The following is a 20,693-nucleotide window of genomic DNA, read 5'->3' on the forward strand; positions in this document are numbered from 1 at the left end:
GAATTTGAATCCCATAGTTATCGGGAGAAACTGAAATCGAAATGATTTAAAAGATAAAAATGACCAATTAATTAGAATTATTGTAACAAGAATTAAAAATACTAATTGAAGTTTTTCGAATTCAAGTTCGACTTCAATTTCAATATTGAATATAATGAAAGAAAACTTATATAATTACATTCTCGGTATTGCAGATAATTCTCTAATACTCGGACAAAGATTAGGTGAATTAACAGGTCATGGACCGAGTTTAGAAACAGACATTGCTTGCACTAATATTTCATTGGATTTATTCGGGCAAGTACGAAGTTATTTTCAATACGCAGGCAAAGTTGCAGGAGATGGAAGATCTGAAGATGATATTGCAATGCTAAGAAAAGAGCGAGATTATAAAAATGTACTTTTAGTTGAGCAACCAAATACAGACTTTGCATATACCATTAGTCGTCAGTTTTTATTTGACGCTTATCATTTAGCATTCTTAGGAGAATTACAAAAAAGTACAGATTTAACTTTAGCAGCCATAGCCAATAAATGTATTAAGGAGGTGAGTTATCACGAACGTTTCTCATCTGATTGGGTAAGACGTTTGGGAGATGGCACTGAAGAAAGTAAGTCGAAAATGCAGCAAGCCATTAATGACCTTTGGGTATATACTGATGAGTTGTTTCATCAAACTGAGGCAGATAAAGCTATGGTAACCGAAGGTATTGGTGTTGATGTTACTCAACTCAAAAACGATTATTACAAGTATGTTTCAGAAGTGTTGGAAGAAGCGACGTTAGAAGTTCCAGACGTTAAATACTTCCAAAAAGGAGGGAAACAAGGAATCCACACAGAACATTTAGGATACATATTAGCAGAATTACAATATATGCAACGTGCCTATCCAAATATGCAATGGTAGAAAAAGAAATCGAACTTGAACTTGAACTTGAACTTGAACTTGAACTTGAATCTTAACCAAAAGTAAAAACGAATATCAAAACACTTCGAATTCAAGTTCAAATTCAGTTTCAGTAGAAATATGACAGCAACAGAACAAAACATAGATTCAAAATTGGTCGAGATTTTAGAAAAAGTCTCAGACCCTGAAATCCCCGTATTATCTATAATGGATATGGGTGTTGTTCGTTCTGCAATATTTGTAAATGATGTAGTAAAAGTTGAAATAACTCCAACCTACAGTGGTTGCCCTGCAATGGACGTTATTGGAGATGATATTAAAAAAGCATTAAAAGAAGCTGGTTATGAATCTGAAATTGATTTGATTTTGCATCCAGCTTGGACGACAGATTGGATTACACCAAGAGGGAGAAAAGCACTAGAAAATTACGGAATTGCAGCACCATTAGATGCAGAAGCTGATAAAGATGTGTTACTTAATGGTAAGCGAATAGTTAAATGTACCAATTGTGGATCTCAAAATACAAGATTGGTAAGTCAATTTGGTTCTACAGCATGCAAAGCGCAATTTCAATGTCAGGATTGTCAAGAACCTTTTGATTATTTTAAATGTTTAAAGTAAATGTCATTCAGAACGAAGTAAAGAATCTCTTAGTTAGATTGCCACGTCCTTCGTCCTCGCAATGACACAAACAAATAAGTGAATGAGCAATAATTCAATTCTTTTGAAAATAGAAAACAAAGTAGCACGAATTACTTTAAATAGACCAGATGTATTCAACAGTTTCAATCGAGAGATGGCGTTGAATCTTCAAAATACTCTAGATGATTGTGAATCTAATGAAGCTATAAGAGCCATCATTCTCACAGGCAATGGAAAAGCATTTTGTGCTGGTCAGGATTTAAAAGAAGTGACAGATCCAGAGTTAAATCCTGGATTTAAAAAAATATTAGAAGAGCATTATAATCCAATCATTACAAGATTACGTGCAATTAAGAAACCAATTATTGGAGCAGTAAATGGTGTTGCTGCTGGTGCTGGTGCTAATATTGCATTAGCATGCGATATAGTTGTTGCTCACGAAAAGGTAAGTTTTATTCAAGCCTTTAGTTTAATAGGTTTGGTTCCTGATAGTGCAGGAACTTTTTTTTTACCGCGACTTATTGGTTTTCAGAAGGCGCAGGCATTGGCAATGTTAGGAGATAAAATTTCGGCTGAAGAGGCGGAAAAAATGGGTATGATTTATAAGTCTGTTCCGTTGGATGATTTTGAAGAGACCATAAATCAATTAGCTATTAAATTAGCAAATATGCCTACAAAAGCTTTAGGCCTTATCAAGGAATTATTCAATAAATCAATGACCAATACATTAGAAGACCAATTGGCATTAGAATCTAAATTACAAATAGAAGCAGCCAGTAGTAATGATTATGCAGAAGGTGTTGCGGCATTTATAGAAAAAAGAAAACCTAATTTTAAAGGGAGCTAGCGCTTCAAATTAGATTGAGAAAAATTTCAATCTTAGAATTATCCCCTTGAGGGGACTTTAGGGGTGTAAAAAACAACGATTATCAAGGGGTGTAAAGTGAAAAACAAAATAATACCATACAATCCAAAACTTAAAGAATACGCAAGGCAATTACGAAAAAACAGCACCTTAGCTGAGGTTTTATTATGGAAAAATATCAAAAATAGAGCTTTAGGAGTTCAATTCCACAGACAAATACCAATGTTAGACTATATAGTTGATTTCTATTGTCATGAAATTCAACTTGCAATAGAAATTGATGGGGATTCTCATGATTTCAAATATTTTGAAGATGTAAACAGACAAAATAGGTTAGAAGAACATGGCGTCCAATTTATCAGATTTTCTGACTCTGATGTAAAGCATAACATTTTTAGTGTTTCTATGTCTTTGGAAGATAAAGTGAAATCTTTACAAAAACCCCTGAAGTCTCCTCAAGGAGACAATTGTAGTGAAGAAGATTTAGAGAAAATTTCCAAAAAACTTCTCATAGAAGTTCATAAAAGAATAAAACCTTTTATTCATAAAACACCTGTCTTAAGTTCTAGCTTAATTAATGATATGGTTGGTGCTGATGTGGTGTTTAAATGTGAGAACTTTCAAAAAATGGGAGCCTTTAAAATGCGTGGTGCGGCCAATGCTATATTATCTTTATCCGAAGAAGAAAGACAACGTGGGGTTGTTACACATTCTTCAGGTAATTTTGCACAAGCAGTATCATTAGCAGCTCAAAAACTAGGAGTAAAAGCTTATATCGTAATGCCAGAGAATGCGCCTCAAGTTAAAAAAGATGCTGTAAAAACTTATGAAGGTGAGATCATAGAATGTGAATCAACACTTCAGGCGAGAGGAGCAACAGCTAATAAAATTAAAGAAGAAAAAGGAGCATCCTTTTTACATCCATCAAATCAAGATGAGGTGATTTATGGTAATAGTACTGCTGCAATGGAATTGTTAGAGGAATACCCAAAATTAGATGTAATTTTAACACCAGTAGGTGGTGGTGGATTAATTGCAGGAACTGCTCTAGCCGCAAATTATTTTTCTAATAACTGTAAAGTGATTGGTGGAGAGCCGATGGAGGCTGATGATGCTTATCGTTCGTTAATGTCTGGCAAAATAGAAACAAATAATAGTTTTCATACCGTTGCAGATGGTTTACGAACCCATTTAGGTGACCGTAATTTTCCGATTATAAAAGAGCTTGTAGAGAAAATTATTCGTGTTGAAGAAGATGAAATTATAAATGCCATGCAGCTGATTTGGGAACGTATGAAAATTATTATCGAACCATCATGCGCAGTACCTTTTGCAGCTGTATTGAAGAATAAGGAAGAATTCAAAAATAAAAACGTCGGAATTATTTTGTCTGGCGGTAATGTGGATGTCAAAAATCTACCATTTTAATATAAAACTATGAACGTAGGAATTATAGGTTCTGGAACCATGGGAAGTGGCATTGCACAAGTTGCTGCAACTGCTGGTTGTCAGGTAAAATTATACGATACAAATCAAGCAGCTTTAGATAAAGCAAAATCTGCTTTAGAAAAAATACTAAATCGGCTCATTGAAAAAGGTCGAATTGATGCAGACGAAAAGGTGAGGATTCAGTCAAATATCAGTTATGTCAATAAGCTAAAGGATTTATCAGATTCAAACTTAACCATTGAAGCTATTGTCGAAAACTTAGACATTAAGAAGAAAGTCTTTTCAGAATTAGAAAGTTATGTGGGAGACGATTGTATCATTGCTTCGAATACTTCAAGTTTATCCATAGCTTCTATTGCTGCATCTTTAGAAAAGCCAGAGCGCTGCATTGGGATTCATTTCTTCAATCCAGCGCCTTTAATGAAGTTGGTTGAAATCATTCCTGCGATTCAAACATCAAACGACGTTTTAGAGACTTCTGTTAAAATCATTTCCGATTGGAAAAAAGTAGTTGCAGTAGCAAAAGATACACCTGGTTTTATTGTCAATAGAGTGGCGAGACCATTTTATGGTGAGGCCTTACGAATTTATGAAGAAGGCATAGCTGATTTTGCAACCATAGATTGGAGTTTAAAAACTATTGGAGGTTTTAGAATGGGGCCATTTGAATTGATGGATTTTATTGGTAACGATGTTAATTATACAGTAACAGAAACTGTGTTTACAGCATTCTATTTTGACCCAAGATATAAACCTGCCTTCACACAAAAGCGTTTTGCTGAAGCAGGCTATTTAGGTAGAAAAACAGGAAAAGGCTATTACGATTATGACGAAAATAGTCGACTTGTCATTTCGAACGATAGTGAGAAATCTCATAACCCTGAACTGGCACAGCAAATTTTTAATCGTGTTTTAGTGATGCTGATTAATGAAGCTGCAGATGCATTATTTTTAAATATTGCTTCAGCAGAAGACATAGATAATGCTATGACAAAAGGGGTTAATTATCCAAAAGGGTTATTGGCTTGGGCTGATGAAATAGGTATTGATAAATGTGTTACAGCATTGGACAAATTGTATGAAGTGTATCATGAAGATAGATACCGATGTAGTCCGCTATTGCGCAAGATGAATAGAGAACATAAAACATTCTTTAATTAGAGTGTCATTCAGAGCGAAGCGAAGAATCTCATAATGAGATTGCCACGTCCTTCGTCCTCGCAATGACAAAATAGAATATGAAAAGAGTCAAAATTCCATATAAAATGTTAAGCCAAGATGCGTTCAGTACTTGGATGGGAATAGAAATTCTTGAGTGTGAAATCGGACGTTGTAAAGTCGCCATGACCGTTAGAAAAGACATGCTCAATAGTATGAACTATGCACATGGAGGTATTAGCTATTCATTAGCTGACACAGCATTTGGTTTTACAGCAAATACGCATGGTAAATATGCGGTTTCCATTGAAACAAGTATTAACCATATTGAAGCCTTAGAAGAAGGTGATTATTTAGTAGCTGAATCAGTTATTGAAAAAGTAAATAACAAACTCGGCTTTAACATCGTAGAGGTTAAGCGAGGTGATGAATTGGTGGCACTTTTTAAAGGTGTGGTTTACAGAACAGCTAAAAACTGGGAAGAATAAAAGTGTGAGGTATGTGGTATGAGTAATATTTGAGGAAAAAATTAATAACAGATGAGGAAATCGAAGTATCATTTTAAGTTTGAAGATTTAAACGTATATCAAAAAGCTATGGAATTTGGCGAAGTTGTAAATGACGTAATAAAAAAGTTTCCTAAACAAGAGCGTTTCGAAATAACTTCTCAATTCAAAAGAGCTGCAGATTCTATTGCTTTAAATATCTCTGAAAGCTCATCCAGAACAGATAAACAATTTTATAATTATTTGGGTAATGCTTGGCATAGTGCACACGAGTGTGTTTCTTGCAGCTCAAAAGTGCAAATGCAAAACTATATTCAATAGACGAAGACGAAGAAAACAGAAAAATAATAACCGAATTATCAAAGATGATTACATCATTACGAAATACCATTTTAAAAAGAATAAGCAGAAAATCATGAGCAAACAACACACCTCACACCTCACACCTCAAGCCTATATAATCGACGGAATAAGAACACCAATAGGAAATTATAAAGGTACATTATCTGCGGTTCGGACAGATGATTTAGGGGCTTTAGTGATATCAGAAGTTGTAAAACGAAATCCAAACATCCCTAAAGAAGCTTATGATGATGTGATAATGGGTTGTGCCAACCAAGCCGGAGAAGACAACCGTAACGTTGCAAGAATGTCATCGTTGTTAGCAGGTTTGCCTTTTACAGTTCCTGGAGAAACGGTCAATAGGTTATGTAGTTCGGGCTTGTCAGCAATCATTCACGCTAATCGTGCTATCAAAGCAGGAGATGGTGATGTGTTTATTTCTGGCGGTGTTGAGAATATGACCAGAGGTCCATATGTAATGGCGAAACCATCTACAGCCTTTGGAGGAGATTCTAAAATGTACGATTCCACTTTTGGATGGCGTTTTATCAACCCTAAAATGCACAAGTTGTATGGAACAGATGGTATGGGAATGACTGCAGAGAATTTGGTTGAAAAATATAATATTTCAAGAGAAGACCAAGATAAGTTTGCGTATTGGAGTCAAATGAAAGCGACTAAGGCTCAAGAAAATGGGAGACTATCAAAAGAGATCGTAACGGTTGAAATTCCTCAACGAAAAAAAGACCCAATCCAATTTTCAAAAGATGAATTTATAAAACCAAGCACATCAATAGAAATATTAGGTAAGTTAAGAGCTGCTTTCAAAAAAGAAGGAGGAAGCGTCACAGCTGGAAATGCGTCAGGTCTAAATGATGGAGCAGCAGCTACGATAATTGCTTCAGAAGATGCTGTAAAAAAATACAATCTAAAACCGTTAGCTAGAATCGTAAGTTCGGCTGTCGTTGGTGTAGAACCAAGAATTATGGGAATTGGGCCTGTTCAAGCGTCTAATAAAGCCTTAGAAAAAGCAGGTCTAACTATGGACGATATTGATATAATTGAACTTAATGAAGCATTTGCAGCTCAGGCATTAGCCTGTACAAGAGCTTGGGGTTTAGCAGATGATGACCCAAGAGTAAATCCAAATGGTGGCTCAATAGCCATTGGCCATCCACTGGGAGTAACAGGTACAAGAATTGCGTATTCAGCAGCATTAGAATTGCATGAGCAAAATAAAAAATACGCATTGGTAACGATGTGCATAGGTGTTGGACAAGGATATGCTTGTGTAATAGAAAAAGCATAAAGAAGTAAAGACAATGAAAGTATTAATTATTGGCGGAAATGGAACTATTGGAAAGAAAGTTTCAGAAAAGCTTTCGGAAAAGCACAAAGTCATTATAGCAGGAAGAAATTCTGGAGACGTAACCGTTGATTTTTCGGAAGTATCATCCATTAAAAACATGTTTGATTCTGTTGGTAAACTAGATGCTATCGTTGCTATTGCTGGCGATGCCAAATGGGATAAACTAGATAATTTAACCGAAGAAGACTTTTACATAGGTATTAAAAGCAAAATGATGGGGCAAGTCAATGTGGTTCGCATTGGTAAGGATTATCTCAATTCAAATGGTTCTATAACATTATCTACAGGAATACTAGCAGATGACCCTGTTGATATGACAACAAGTGCAGCAATGGTCAATGGTGCTATAAATAGTTTTGCTAAAGCCGTTGCTTTAGAGTTGGAAGACGGTAAACGTATCAATGTAGTTTGTTCGGATTTAGTCGAAGACTCATTTGAAAAGTATGCAGCTTATTTTCCAGGAAATACACCAGTACCAATGCACAAAATTGTAGACGGTTATGTTAAGTCTATCGAGGGAAGAATCACAGGAAGAATTTTAAGAATAACGGCATAAGTAGAAAATGTATTTAACAGTGTCAATCCATCATCTAAAAATGATGCCATAAAATAAGTAGTATGAAAAATAATATGTTAATTGTATTCATCCTTTTTAATCTCGTATTAAATGCTCAGATTATTAATAATGAATCTATAAAAGGTAAATGGGAAGTTGTTGATATGGAGAAGTCTCCAGAAAACCCACCTTTTAGCTTAATGACAGATAGTTTTAGAAATGCAAGTTTTACATTTAATGAAGACAAAACATTTAAACTAGAAACTTCTCATGCGAATAGCTTCTTTTCAATGATTGTCTCTGTTGTAAATAATTCAGTCTGGCGACTTTCAGGAGATGCCAATCAAGTATCTGTTTTAATAGAAAACAATGAGGAAAAAGAACTGGAAATTTTTATTACAAAAAGTGATGAAAACATTTTATTTAAAATAAATGCAAAAGACGACTATTTTTTAATGAAAATGAATAAAGTATAAAAACCAATTAAAATAGGAATAGATTGTGAATAAGATTCAACACTACGTTCAAGGTAACTGGACAACAGGAAAAGAAGACGGCACACCAGTTCGTGATGCTATAACAGGCGAAGCATTTACGAGTATAGCTATTGAAGGCTTAGATATTCCTGAAATTTTAAACTACGGAAGAACTAAAGGTGGCGAACAACTTCGTAAGATGACGTTTCAGGAACGAGGAAATATGCTTAAAAAATTAGCATTATACCTTACAAAACGAAAAGACGCGTTTTATGAATTAAGTTATCGTACAGGAGCTACCAAAGTAGATAGTTGGATAGATATTGAAGGTGGTTTCGGTAACTTATTTGCTAATGCATCTTTACGTAAATTATTCCCAAATCAACCTTTTCATGTAGAAGGTGATGCTATCGATTTATCTCGTGGAGGACGCTTCATGGCACATCATATTATGGTGCCTAAAAAAGGTATAGCGGTGCATATTAATGCGTTTAATTTTCCCGTTTGGGGCATGTTAGAAAAATGCGCTGTTAATTGGATGGCAGGCATGCCTGCTGTGGTATTACCAGCACCATCATCATCGTATTTAGCAGAAGCTGTTGCCAGAACTATTATCGATTCTGGTATTCTTCCAGAAGGCGCACTTCAAATTATTAACGGAACTGTAAAAACTATTTTAGACACCGTAGAATCTCAAGATGTAGTTACGTTTACAGGTTCTGCTCAAACAGGTCGTTTATTAAAAGCCCACCCAAGATTAATTCAAGAATCTGTACCATTTACTATGGAAGCTGATTCATTAAATGCTTCCATTTTAGGTGAAGACGCCATTCCCGGAACACCAGAATTTGATTTGTTCATCAAAGAAGTCAGAAAAGAAATGACAGTCAAAGCTGGACAAAAATGTACAGCGATTAGACGAATCATCGTACCCGAAAATCTAGTTGAAGATGTTCAAATTGCATTGGGAAAAGCCTTAGATAAAATTACTATTGGAGACCCAAGGCTAAAAGAAGTCAGAATGGGCTCATTAGTAAGTCGTCAACAAGTACAAGCCGTTAAAGATTCGGTAAACGATTTAGCAAAAGAAGCACAGATCGTCTATGGAGATTTAGATAAAATTGAAACTATTGGTGCTGATGCTAAAAAAGGAGCATTTATAAGTCCAATCTTATTAAGGGCAGATCATCCATTTCAAAATACAGTGATTCATGAGCGTGAAGCTTTCGGGCCTGTAAGTACCATTATGCCTTATAAAAATTTAGAGGAAGCGGTAAAATTAGCTCAAATGGGCAAAGGTTCTCTAGTGTCTTCCATTGCCACTAATGACGATAAAATCGCTAAAGAATATGTGGTGAATGCAGCATCTCATCATGGCCGTATTTTAGTACTTAATAGAGAAAGCGCAAAAGAAAGTACAGGCCATGGTTCACCATTACCATATTTAGTTCATGGTGGTCCAGGACGCGCTGGTGGTGGCGAAGAAATGGGAGGAATGCGTGGTATAAAGCACTATTTACAGCGTACAGCAATCCAAGGTTCACCAACAACAATTACAGAAATTACTGGTATTTATCAAGCTAACGCAAAATATAAAGAAGCAGAGCAACATCCATTTAAATACCATTGGGAAGATATTGAAACTGGTATGTCCATGAAAACTCATAAACGTACCATTACGGATTCAGATATCATAAGTTTTGCCAATGTAACTTGGGACCATTTCTATGCGCATACGGATATTACGTCTTTAGATGGAAGTATTTTTGAAAAACGAACCGCTCATGGCTATTTTATTATTTCAGCTGCCGCCGGATTATTTGTGTATCCAAATAAAGGACCAGTATCAGCGAATTATGGATTAGAAGAATGTCGTTTTTTAAGACCGTTGTATCACAATGATACAATTTATGTACGCTTAACTTGTAAGCAAAAAATTGATAGAGATGTCGCTTCAGCGGAGCATCCAAGTGGTATTGTAAAATGGTTTGCTGAAATATTTGATGCAGAGGATGAATTAGTAGCTTTAGCGACTGTGCTTACTATGGTTCAGAAAAAGCAAGAAACCTTCGTAGAAATGACAGATGAAAAGATTGATAACTGTTTATCAAAACTTTCTGAAGACATGAAACCAAAATGGGGAATCATGACACCACAACACATGGTTGAACATTTAGAATACACCTATGAAATTGCTGCAGGAGAAATTCAAGATTTTGAAACCTCTACACCTGAAAAGATTTTGGAAAAGGTAAAAAACAGCCTTTGGAATTATGATAAGTTTCCAAAAAACAGCCAATTTCCATTACTCGAAAAAGATACACTTGATGACTTAAAACACGAAAATTTAGCAACTGCTATTGAAAAATTTAAATCACAACGCGAAGCCTATTTAGAATTCTTTAAAGAGAATCCAGACGCTACATTGAATAATATGGTATTTGGAGAATTAAATAAATATGAATGGTATTTGTTAGAGCGAAAGCATTTAAATCATCATTTCGAGCAATTCGGTCTCTTGTAAAGTCAATGCGCACCCGTTGCGCATTCGCTCTAATTGAAATGCAATGTCTGAAAAATATTACACCTATATTTTAACCCACGAAAGAAACCATATTTTTTACGTTGGTGTCACTAATAATATTAAAAGACGAATAAGTGAGCATAAAGTAGCAACTTACGGAACACATGTTGGACGATATAATATTAAAAAATTAGTATATTTTGAAGAGCATTCCGATATGAGAATAGCAATACGAAGGGAAAAGACCATTAAAAAATGGAAAAAACAATGGAAGATAAATCAAATAGAATCCATAAATCCTAATTGGAAAGATTTGAGTAAAGATTGGGATTTAACCAAATATAATAGGAACAATATTTAATACGAATGCGCAACGGGTGCGCATTGACATACTAATAACATGACACAACCATACGTAAAACAAACCATAGAAAACGAAGTAGCATACATTGAGTTTTTTCACCCTGCACACAATTCTCTACCTGGAGATATTTTAGCAAAATTAGCGAATACAATTACTGAAGCTGGACAAAATGATGCAATAAAAGTTATCGTTTTAAAAAGTGGCGGAGACCGAACGTTTTGTGCAGGTGCAAGTTTTAACGAACTTATAAACATCAATGATGCAGCAACAGGAAAAGTCTTCTTTTCGGGATTTGCCAATGTGATTAATGCCATGCGCAAATGCCCTAAATTTATTATTGGTCGCATACAAGGCAAAACTGTTGGCGGTGGTGTTGGACTAGCGGCTTCAACCGATTATTGTATGGCAACTAAATTCGCTGCAATTAAATTGAGCGAGCTTAATATTGGTATCGGACCATTTGTGGTCGGTCCAGCTATTGAACGTAAAATGGGATTAAGTGCGATGTCGCAAATCGCAATTGATGCTAATTCATTTTATCCAGCGGAATGGGCCAAACAAAAAGGCTTATATACGCATGTATATGAAAGTACTGAAGCATTGGATGAAGCTGTAAAGGCAACAGCTGAACATTTATGTACGTACAATACAGAAGCCATGCTAGAAATGAAAAAAGTATTCTGGAAAGGCACTGATGACTGGGATGACCTTCTAGCAGAAAGAGCGCAAACAAGTGGACGATTGGTCCTTTCTGATTTCACAAAAAATAAATTAAAAACCTATAAATAGAATTGTCATTGCGAGGACGCAGGACGTGGCAATCTCTTGCTGAGATTCTACGCTCACGCTCTAAATGACATGCTCAATAAAAATGATATATTCATTCAAAGGCTATACACCAGTTGTTCACGAAAGTAGTTTTGTACACCCATTGGCTGCAGTAACTGGCAATGTTATTATTGGCAAGAACTGTTATATAGGTCCAGGAGCTGCAATTCGAGGAGATTGGGGGCAAATCATTTTAGAAGATGGTGTCAACGTTCAGGAGAACTGTACGGTACATATGTTTCCGGGTAAATCAATTACACTTAAAGAAAGTGCTCATGTAGGTCATGGAGCGATCATTCATGGAGCTAATTTAGGAAGAAATTGCCTTATTGGAATGAATACAGTCATCATGGATGATGCAGAAATAGGAGATGAATCTATAGTCGGCGCGATGGCTTTTATAAAAGCGGAAACTATAATTCCAAAGCGCAGTTTAGTAGTTGGAAATCCTGCGAAAATAGTCAAGCAAGTCAGTGATGAAATGATGGCGTGGAAAACGAAAGGGACTGAACTCTATCAACAATTGCCAAAAGATTGCCATGAATCATTGCGTGAGGTTGATCCACTAAGAGAAGTACCTGATAATATGAAAGTTCAGGATGATGTTTATAAAACTTTGAGAGAAACATTCAAAAAATAGAATTATTACCTTGGGGCGATGTGCTGAGCTTGCCGAAGTGGTACTTTAGGGGTGTTTTCAAAATGAACAGATTGCCATATCTTTCGTCCTTACAATAACGTTTTTGTTAAATTCTACTTAAATCTATCTCGTTTGTTTCTTTACCTGTAGACAGTGTAATCAAACTCTGCACGTTGCCTAAATAAGGAAGAAGCGTTAATTTTGAAATAATGAACGTCTCATAAGCTTCTATATCTTCAACAACGAGTTTCAGTAAATAATCAAAATTTCCACTAACACGATGACATTCTACAATCTCAGGAAAATTATTAATCTCTTTCACAAATTTTTCAAGATAACTCCTCGTGTGCCCCTGTAAAGCAATACCAATAAAAACCGTAAGCTTCAATCCTATTTTCTTATTGTCTAAAACAGCAACATACTTTTTGATATAACCCTCTTTTTCAAGTTTTTTAATACGTTCAAAAACTGGAGAGGTCGTCATACCTAATTGTTCCGCAATGCGCTTAGTGGTCTGATTACTATCCTTTTGAAGAATCTCTAGTAATTGTAGGTCAATTTTGTCAAGTGAATAGGCCATAAGAAAATTATATGTTTTGAGTATCCAAAGCATAAATATAAAAGAATAAAAAACTTAAAAAACCATACAATACAGATAAATATTCTTTTTATATCTAATTTAGAAGTAATTAACAATAACAAACTACCCTATTCCTTATTTTTGTTTCTTATAATTCAAATAGAAAGGAATTGGGAAATTTCGAATTTAAAATGCCCAAACTTGGGGAAAGTATTACTGAAGCCGCAATCATCACTTGGTTCAAAGATGTAGGAGATACAATTGAAGAGGATGAAATGCTATTAGAAGTTGCAACCGATAAAGTGGATTCAGAAGTACCATCTAATATTTCTGGTGTTATTGAAGAAATTTTATACAAGGCAAACGATGTCATCAAAATTGGTGAAACCATTGCCATAATTAAAGCTGACGGCAGCTCTTCTTCAAAATCCAAGTCCAAAAAACCTGATTCCATTTCGAGTGTAGTCGAGACACATCAAAAGCAAAGAAAGCCTAAAAAGAAACCATCTATCACATCGAGAACTTCGACTTCGCCCAGCACAAGTGCTGTCGAAATCTCTCAATCGAATTTATTTTCAGTTTCAAACAGTAATACGTTCTTTTCACCACTAATCATTTCAATTGCAAAAAAGCATCACATTAGTTTTGAAGAACTTGCTCGAATTCCCGCAACAGGAAATAAAGGTCGTTTAAGAAAAAGTGATGTATTTCAATACATTGAGGATGGAAGACCCTATAAATTCGCCCAACCCGTTGCTCAAAAAGATCCAACAGCATATCACATTCCGCAATTAAATTTCGATAAAGGCAAAGGAAAAATAATTGAAATGGATCGCATGCGTAAAATGATTGCGGATCATATGGTATATTCTAAACATACCTCACCTCATGTTACGGCTTATGTGGAAGCGGATTTAACCAATATGGTGAATTGGCGTAATGCTAATAAAACGGCATTCCAAGAAACGTACGGAGAACGACTCACATTTACACCATTATTTGTTGAAACTGTTGCAAAAGCGATTAAAGACTTTCCGAATATTAATGCCTCTGTAGACGGAAATAATATTATTGTAAAAGAAGATATTAACATTGGTATGGCCACAGCATTGCCAAGTGGAAACCTTATTGTACCTGTAGTTAAAAAAGCAGATACAAAAAATTTAAAACAGCTTGCTGAAAATGTTAACGAACTGGCAAACAAAGCAAGGGATAACAAACTCTCTGGCGATGATATAAAAGGTAGCACATTTACCATTTCTAATGTCGGAACCTTTGGGAGCGTTATGGGTACACCAATAATCAATCAACCAGAAGTTGCCATCTTGGCCTTAGGGATTATTAAAAAGCGACCAGAAGTAATTGAAACCGAAGATGGAGATGAAATAGCCATAAGAAGTATGATGTATTTGTCCTTGTCTTTTGACCATCGCGTGGTTGATGGTTTCCTTGGTGGAAGTTTTGTACGTCGAGTTGCCGACTATTTTGAGCAGTTTGATATTGAAAGAGATATTTAGAATCAAGAAACAGGACGTGTATGAAAAGACATAATTTTAAGAAATTACATATTTGGATTGAAGCAATGGACTTGATTGATGATAATTATTCTATCGCCCATAAATTGCCTGACTATGAGAAATATGGATTAAGAAGTCAGATGAATCGATGTTCAGTTTCAATTGCGTCAAATATATCTGAAGGAATCAGTAAAAAAACCAATAAGCATTTTATTCAGTTTTTAGAAAATAGTCTTGGGTCTGCTTTTGAATGGGAAACACAACTTATTATATGTTTTCGTCAAAATTTTATTGAAGAAAATAAGTTTCTTGACTTGCAGAATAAGATTCAGAAAATTCAGAGTAAAATTTCAAACTTTATAGATTCCTTAAATCACAATGATTGAGTCGTGTTTCGTCTATCCTGTTTCATGTCTCATTAATACAAAATAGAATGAATTACAATATTTCAATTACCAAAGTAGAAAAATCTAGAGTAGATCATCTAGACTTTAACAATATCCCTTTAGGAACCACATTTACAGATCACATGTTTATTTGTGATTACGAAAATGGAAAATGGATAAATCCAAGGATTGTACCGATGGGAATGATTCCAACACATCCCGCAGCAATGGCATTGCATTATGGGCAAGCCATTTTTGAAGGCATGAAAGCCTACAAAGATACCGAAGGTGAACCTATGTTGTTTCGGCCAGAACAAAATGCATCACGGTTAAACAAAAGTGCAGACCGCATGGGAATGCCAAATTTTCCAGAAGATTTATTCGTTGAAGGCCTAAAAGAATTGGTAAGTTTAGAGCATAATTGGATTCCACCACAACAAGGAAGTGCACTTTACTTAAGGCCATTTATGTATGCCGATGAGCCTTTTATTGGCATGCGCGCTGCTACGCATTATAAGTTCATTATTATGGCATCACCAGCAGGTCCATTTTTCAGTAAGCGCATAAAGCTTTGGGCAGAGAAGCAGTTTATTAGAGCAGCTTCGGGCGGAACAGGCGAAGCTAAAGCCGCTGGGAATTATGCAGCGGCAATTCGTCCGACGGAATTAGCAAAATCTAAAGGTTATGACCAAGTCTTATGGTTAGACGCAGCTGAACATAAATACATTCAAGAAGTTGGTACAATGAATATTTTCTTCAAAATTAATGGAGAATTTATTACACCAGAACTAGACGGTTCTGTACTGCACGGTATCACTAGAGCTAGTGTTATAGATATGCTTAGTGCAATGAATTATTCGGTTACAGAACGAAAAATTACGATCGACGAAATAAAAGAAGCATCAACCAATGGTACCTTAGAAGAAGCCTTCGGAACAGGAACAGCAGTAGGTATTGCCTACATTCAAGACATAGGTTTAGAAGGAGAAACCATCCATGTATCTGATGAAAGCCCTGTAGGACTAGAAGTCAATGACACTTTAAATGCCATTAAAACAGGTCAATTAGAAGATAAGTTTGGTTGGATGCTTAAAACAAGAAAGGAACTGGTTTAGAGTAATTTGGGCGTTACCACAACACTTCGAAAAGCTCAGTGCAGATGGTCGCGCTTTCACTACTTGCTCTCTGCGAGGAGCTCAAACAGACCGTTCAATCGCTAACGCATTTGTAAACGTTTTGTCATTCCGCATTTGATGTGAAATCTGTTATAAAACGAATAATTAAAAATAGTTTCCCGCCTTAGCAGGAATGAAAGATATGAACAAAGACATACTAAAAAAAGGATTTTCAAAACTCTGCACAGCAAAAGCCATGGCAGAATTATATGAAGAAAATTTTAAGCAAGTTTCCAAATATGTACATGCCACATCTCGAGGTCATGAAGCCATTCAAGTCGCTTTAGGTATGCAACTCCTACCTCAAGATTATGCATTTCCATACTATAGAGATGACGCTATGTTATTATCATTTGGTTTAGAGCCTTATGATTTAATGCTACAGTTATTAGCAAAGAGAGATGATCCATTTTCAGGAGGAAGAACCTATTATTCGCATCCAAGTTTAAAGGATGATGATAAGCCTAAAATTCCACATCAATCTTCAGCGACTGGTATGCAAGCCATTCCTGCAACTGGTGTTGCCATGGGAATGCAATACAAAGAATTACAAGGATTAAATGATACTTCAATTGAGAATCCAATTTCAGTATGCTCGTTAGGTGATGCATCAGTCACGGAAGGTGAAATTGCAGAAGCCTTTCAAATGGCAGCTCTTAAGCAAATGCCTATTTTGTATTTAGTACAAGATAATGGTTGGGATATTTCAGCAAATGAAGCCGAAACCAGAGCACAAAATGCAGCAGAATATGCAGCAGGCTTCCACGGCTTAGAAGCCATTTCAATTGATGGTGCAAATTTTATAAACAGTTATAACACCATTGAAAAAGTTATTGATACTATTAGAAAAGAACGTCGGCCTTTCTTAATACATGCTAAAGTACCTTTGTTAAATCATCATACTTCTGGTGTTCGCATGGAATGGTACCGTGATGATCTAGATGAAGCACGTTCTCGAGACCCGTATCCCGTTTTAAGACAGCAGCTTTTGAATAACGGATTTTCAGAATTAGATGTTAACTACATAGAAAATGAAGCTAAGCAAAAAGTAGCTTCAGATTTTAAAAAGGCTTTACAAGCCGAGGATCCAAAAACTGAGGATTTATTTACACATGATTTTGTACCAACACCTATAACAGAAGAAAGAGGAACTCGTGAACCTGAAGGTGCCGATAAAGTAGTAATGGTAGATTGTGCTTTATTTGCTGTTGAAGAGCTAATGCGAGAACACAAAGAATGTTTACTTTACGGACAAGATGTTGGAGGACGATTAGGTGGTGTGTTTAGGGAAGCCGCAACATTGGCACAAAAGTTTGGTGATGACCGCGTGTTTAACACACCAATACAAGAAGCCTTCATTGTTGGCTCAACCGTTGGCATGAGTGCCGTTGGGCTAAAACCCATCGTCGAAGTACAATTTGCGGATTATATTTGGCCAGGATTAAACCAGTTGTTTACTGAAGTGAGTCGAAGTTGTTATTTATCCAATGGCAAATGGCCTGTAAGTATGATACTTCGTGTGCCCATTGGTGCTTATGGAAGTGGCGGGCCTTATCACTCATCTTCGGTAGAGAGTGTCATTACAAATATTAGAGGAATTAAAATTGCTTACCCAAGTAATGGAGCCGATTTAAAAGGTTTGATGAAAGCTGCTTATCACGATCCCAATCCTGTTGTGATTTTAGAACATAAAGGCTTGTATTGGTCTAAAGTGCCAGGTACACAAACGGCAACTTCGGTTGAACCAAGCGAAGATTATGTATTACCTTTTGGAAAAGCTTGGGTATTACAAGAAATCTGGAAACAAGACCATGTTGAAACTCTAACTATTGTAACTTACGGAATGGGCGTGCATTGGGCATACAATGCTTCAGGCGAACTCGGAATGCGAGATCAGATTGAAATAATTGATTTAAGAACATTATTTCCTTTAGATGAAGATACCATTATGAAATCTGTTAAGAAAACAGGAAAGTGTTTGGTTGTTACCGAAGAGCCTTCAAACAATAGTTTTGCAAGAGCCTTAGCTGGAAAAATTCAAGAAGAGTGCTTTAAATATCTTGATGCCCCAGTTATGACTATTGGTAGTGAAAATATGCCGGCAATTCCATTAAACTCCACTTTAGAGCAGGCCATGATTCCTTCAACAGAAAAAGTAAAAGCTAAAATAGAAGATTTGCTTAATTACTAGTCTTTTGTATCTTACATGATATAAAATTTTTCATGTATACAAAACGCATATTTCCTGTTAAAGGTGTTATTAAATGGACACGTAGACATATATTTTTGTTTCTTATTTTAGCTACGATTCCTGTTGTTTTATTCGATATTCTTGGTCTAAAATGGTTGCATGTACCGTGGTTACCTCTTGGTGTTTTAGGTACAGCCGTGGCATTCATTGTTAGCTTTAAGAATAATGCATCTTACGACCGACTCTGGGAAGCACGAAAAATCTGGGGAGGTATTGTTAATGCTTCACGTACTTGGACAATTATGGTCAAAGACTTTATTAATAATGATCATAGCAAGGAAAAGGTTTCTGATGATCACCTTCACAATATTCATAAAGAACTGGTACATAGGCACATTGCTTGGCTTACGGCTCTGCGCTATCAATTAAGAGCAGATAAACCTTGGGAGCAACACTTAAAGGCCACTAAATCTAACCGAGAATTTAGAGAAAACTATTATTTGGTTCATGAAGATACTATACCAATTGAAGATGCTATAGATGGTTATATTTCTGCAGAAGAATATCACGAAGTTTTCGCCAAGGGAAATAGAGCTTCTCAGCTTTTAGGTGTACAATCCAGACGCTTAAAAGAGTTAATGCAACAAGGGCTGATTGAAGATTTCCGTCATATGGAAATGGCAAACATGCTTAAGGAATTTTACACTTTACAGGGTAAAAGTGAACGCATTAAAAATTTTCCCTACCCAAGACAATTCGCAACATTAAACTACATGTTTGTTTGGATATTTATTATTCTTTTGCCTTTTGGAATTATGGAAGGTTTTGAATCCATTGGCGAACACATTATTGCAGATCTGGCAAACCATAAGTCTCATACTTCAGCCTTACACAAAATTCAAGAGTTTATTGCTCAGCATTTTGTTTGGTTCTCCATTCCATTCAGTACCTTGTTGGCTTGGGTATTCCATACCATGGAAGCTATTGGGGAAAATACCGAAAACCCATTTGAAGGCGGACCTAATGATGTGCCAATTACCAATATGAGCCGAGGTATTGAAATTGATATTAGACAGCTTATTGATGATACCAATATTCCTCAACCTTACGAATGGAAGAATGATATTGTTATGTAAACTTAAATTTAAACTATGCTAACAAAAAAACGTTATACGGTCAGAGATATGATACTCTGGACCAGAGGTGAAACCATCATTTATCTTTTTTATGCCGGAATTATTACGGTACTTTACAAAGTATTTGGATTTACCTTTTTAAACGTACCATGGACGCCAGTCGCCTTAATTGGTACTGCCGTGGCTTTTATGGTTGGTTTTCAAAATAACTCGGCTTATGGACGTATTTGGGAAGCGCGAATGATTTGGGGAGCTATAGTAAACACCTCACGTACTTGGGGAATGAAAGTACAGGATATGGTTAATAATGACCATAAATCTCCACCAATCCCAAAAGAAGAACTTAAGGAAGAAAAGCGTATTCTCATCTACAGACATATTGCTTGGATGACTGCACTTCGCTATTCTATGCGACAACGTAAATCTTGGGAAACACAGCATACTTCAAAAACCAACCGCGAATGGCGTAAGATGATTCATATACCAGAAGAAGTGTCTACATTAGATGATAATCTTAAATGTTATTTATCTGATGAAGAACGGCACTATGTAATGAGCAAATCCAATAAGCAAACGGCAGTTCTTTATCTACAATCTGCCCATATAAGGAAACTAAAAAAAGTTGGTTTAATTTGGGAATTCGCATTTTTAGAATTAGAGAATGTATTGGAAACACTTTTTACACATCAAGGTAAATCTGAACGTATTAAAAATTTTCCGTACCCAAGACAGTACGCAAGTCTCTCGTTATATTTAACACGTGTGTTCGCAATTCTTCTTCCTTTTGGTTTAATACCCGAGTTTGCTGAAATCGGTAAATCCATGACTGGTAGTTTTTACATGATCGGAAACTATTTTATTTGGGTTGCCGTCCCGTTCTGCGCAGTGGTTTCTTGGGCATTTCATACTATGGAACGTATGGCAAGAGTTGGTGAGAACCCTTTTGAAGGCAACCCTAATGATGTCCCTATTTCTACTATCTCAAGAAGTATTGAAATTAACCTTAGGGAAATGTTGGATGAAGATTTGGAAAATATTCCAAGTCAATTCCCAGAGGACAAAAACGTTCAAATGTAATTAGC

Annotated in this window: 21 protein-coding genes and 1 pseudogene; 21 read left to right on the forward strand and 1 reads right to left on the reverse strand. The window is 35.9% G+C overall.

Annotation, left to right across the window (positions count from 1 at the left end):
* The first annotated feature begins 154 nt into the window (after nucleotides 1-154).
* From paaC to KCG49_RS08980, 15 genes and pseudogenes are all read left to right on the forward strand, one after another.
* Nucleotides 155-907, forward strand: a complete 753-nt coding sequence (gene paaC / locus KCG49_RS08910; protein WP_218545967.1) for a 1,2-phenylacetyl-CoA epoxidase subunit PaaC — start codon at nucleotides 155-157, stop codon at nucleotides 905-907.
* 120 nt (nucleotides 908-1,027) lie between these two features.
* Nucleotides 1,028-1,528, forward strand: a complete 501-nt coding sequence (gene paaD, locus KCG49_RS08915) for a 1,2-phenylacetyl-CoA epoxidase subunit PaaD (protein ID WP_218545969.1) — start codon at nucleotides 1,028-1,030, stop codon at nucleotides 1,526-1,528.
* A gap of 82 nt (nucleotides 1,529-1,610) precedes the next feature.
* Nucleotides 1,611-2,396: an enoyl-CoA hydratase-related protein gene (locus KCG49_RS08920; RefSeq protein WP_218545970.1), complete on the forward strand. Its 786-nt coding sequence runs from the start codon at nucleotides 1,611-1,613 to the stop codon at nucleotides 2,394-2,396.
* Between the two features lie 96 nt (nucleotides 2,397-2,492).
* Nucleotides 2,493-2,807: pseudogene (locus KCG49_RS08925) on the forward strand (endonuclease domain-containing protein); the annotation flags it as partial.
* 99 nt (nucleotides 2,808-2,906) lie between these two features.
* On the forward strand, nucleotides 2,907-3,842 hold the full coding sequence (locus tag KCG49_RS08930) for a pyridoxal-phosphate dependent enzyme (RefSeq protein ID WP_218546158.1): 936 nt from the start codon (nucleotides 2,907-2,909) through the stop codon (nucleotides 3,840-3,842).
* A 9-nt stretch (nucleotides 3,843-3,851) separates the two neighbouring features.
* Entirely contained in the window at nucleotides 3,852-5,024 is a 1,173-nt protein-coding gene (locus KCG49_RS08935; RefSeq protein ID WP_218545971.1) for a 3-hydroxyacyl-CoA dehydrogenase NAD-binding domain-containing protein, read from the forward strand.
* A gap of 77 nt (nucleotides 5,025-5,101) precedes the next feature.
* Nucleotides 5,102-5,509: a PaaI family thioesterase gene (locus KCG49_RS08940; RefSeq protein ID WP_218545972.1), complete on the forward strand. Its 408-nt coding sequence runs from the start codon at nucleotides 5,102-5,104 to the stop codon at nucleotides 5,507-5,509.
* A gap of 51 nt (nucleotides 5,510-5,560) precedes the next feature.
* Nucleotides 5,561-5,848 (forward strand): four helix bundle protein, encoded by a 288-nt coding sequence (locus tag KCG49_RS08945; RefSeq protein ID WP_256259929.1) that lies wholly within the window; start codon nucleotides 5,561-5,563, stop codon nucleotides 5,846-5,848.
* A 94-nt stretch (nucleotides 5,849-5,942) separates the two neighbouring features.
* Nucleotides 5,943-7,178, forward strand: a complete 1,236-nt coding sequence (gene pcaF / locus KCG49_RS08950; protein WP_218545973.1) for a 3-oxoadipyl-CoA thiolase — start codon at nucleotides 5,943-5,945, stop codon at nucleotides 7,176-7,178.
* A 13-nt stretch (nucleotides 7,179-7,191) separates the two neighbouring features.
* Nucleotides 7,192-7,794 (forward strand): short chain dehydrogenase, encoded by a 603-nt coding sequence (locus tag KCG49_RS08955; RefSeq protein WP_218545974.1) that lies wholly within the window; start codon nucleotides 7,192-7,194, stop codon nucleotides 7,792-7,794.
* A gap of 62 nt (nucleotides 7,795-7,856) precedes the next feature.
* Nucleotides 7,857-8,270, forward strand: coding sequence for a lipocalin family protein (locus KCG49_RS08960; protein WP_218545975.1), 414 nt, complete (start codon nucleotides 7,857-7,859; stop codon nucleotides 8,268-8,270).
* Between the two features lie 25 nt (nucleotides 8,271-8,295).
* A complete protein-coding gene (gene paaZ, locus KCG49_RS08965; protein WP_218545976.1) occupies nucleotides 8,296-10,794 on the forward strand; it encodes a phenylacetic acid degradation bifunctional protein PaaZ in 2,499 nt (832 codons plus the stop codon).
* Between the two features lie 43 nt (nucleotides 10,795-10,837).
* Nucleotides 10,838-11,155: a GIY-YIG nuclease family protein gene (locus KCG49_RS08970; RefSeq protein ID WP_218545977.1), complete on the forward strand. Its 318-nt coding sequence runs from the start codon at nucleotides 10,838-10,840 to the stop codon at nucleotides 11,153-11,155.
* A 39-nt stretch (nucleotides 11,156-11,194) separates the two neighbouring features.
* On the forward strand, nucleotides 11,195-11,947 hold the full coding sequence (locus KCG49_RS08975; RefSeq protein WP_218545980.1) for an enoyl-CoA hydratase/isomerase family protein: 753 nt from the start codon (nucleotides 11,195-11,197) through the stop codon (nucleotides 11,945-11,947).
* An 82-nt stretch (nucleotides 11,948-12,029) separates the two neighbouring features.
* Nucleotides 12,030-12,626: an acyltransferase gene (locus KCG49_RS08980; RefSeq protein ID WP_218545982.1), complete on the forward strand. Its 597-nt coding sequence runs from the start codon at nucleotides 12,030-12,032 to the stop codon at nucleotides 12,624-12,626.
* Nucleotides 12,627-12,732: 106 nt separating this feature from the next.
* Here the strand turns inward: KCG49_RS08980 and KCG49_RS08985 are convergent, their stop codons facing one another.
* On the reverse strand, nucleotides 12,733-13,206 hold the full coding sequence (locus KCG49_RS08985; RefSeq protein ID WP_218545984.1) for an Lrp/AsnC family transcriptional regulator: 474 nt from the start codon (nucleotides 13,204-13,206) through the stop codon (nucleotides 12,733-12,735).
* 191 nt (nucleotides 13,207-13,397) lie between these two features.
* On the opposite strand from KCG49_RS08985, the gene KCG49_RS08990 reads away from it, so the two are divergent.
* The 6 genes from KCG49_RS08990 to KCG49_RS09015 all read left to right on the forward strand — a co-directional run bounded on the left by KCG49_RS08990 (nucleotide 13,398) and on the right by KCG49_RS09015 (nucleotide 20,688).
* Nucleotides 13,398-14,723 (forward strand): dihydrolipoamide acetyltransferase family protein, encoded by a 1,326-nt coding sequence (locus KCG49_RS08990; protein WP_218546160.1) that lies wholly within the window; start codon nucleotides 13,398-13,400, stop codon nucleotides 14,721-14,723.
* A 20-nt stretch (nucleotides 14,724-14,743) separates the two neighbouring features.
* Nucleotides 14,744-15,109: a four helix bundle protein gene (locus KCG49_RS08995; RefSeq protein WP_218545986.1), complete on the forward strand. Its 366-nt coding sequence runs from the start codon at nucleotides 14,744-14,746 to the stop codon at nucleotides 15,107-15,109.
* Between the two features lie 47 nt (nucleotides 15,110-15,156).
* Nucleotides 15,157-16,224 (forward strand): branched-chain amino acid aminotransferase, encoded by a 1,068-nt coding sequence (locus KCG49_RS09000; protein ID WP_218545988.1) that lies wholly within the window; start codon nucleotides 15,157-15,159, stop codon nucleotides 16,222-16,224.
* 202 nt (nucleotides 16,225-16,426) lie between these two features.
* On the forward strand, nucleotides 16,427-18,475 hold the full coding sequence (locus tag KCG49_RS09005; protein ID WP_439901099.1) for an alpha-ketoacid dehydrogenase subunit alpha/beta: 2,049 nt from the start codon (nucleotides 16,427-16,429) through the stop codon (nucleotides 18,473-18,475).
* Nucleotides 18,476-18,507: 32 nt separating this feature from the next.
* Nucleotides 18,508-19,611: a bestrophin family protein gene (locus KCG49_RS09010; protein ID WP_218545991.1), complete on the forward strand. Its 1,104-nt coding sequence runs from the start codon at nucleotides 18,508-18,510 to the stop codon at nucleotides 19,609-19,611.
* Nucleotides 19,612-19,626: 15 nt separating this feature from the next.
* A complete protein-coding gene (locus KCG49_RS09015) occupies nucleotides 19,627-20,688 on the forward strand; it encodes a bestrophin family protein (RefSeq protein ID WP_256259930.1) in 1,062 nt (353 codons plus the stop codon).
* The last annotated feature ends 5 nt before the right edge of the window (nucleotides 20,689-20,693 follow it).

Origin of the sequence: Winogradskyella luteola (assembly GCF_019203985.1) — a bacterium.
GTDB lineage: Bacteria > Bacteroidota > Bacteroidia > Flavobacteriales > Flavobacteriaceae > Winogradskyella > Winogradskyella luteola.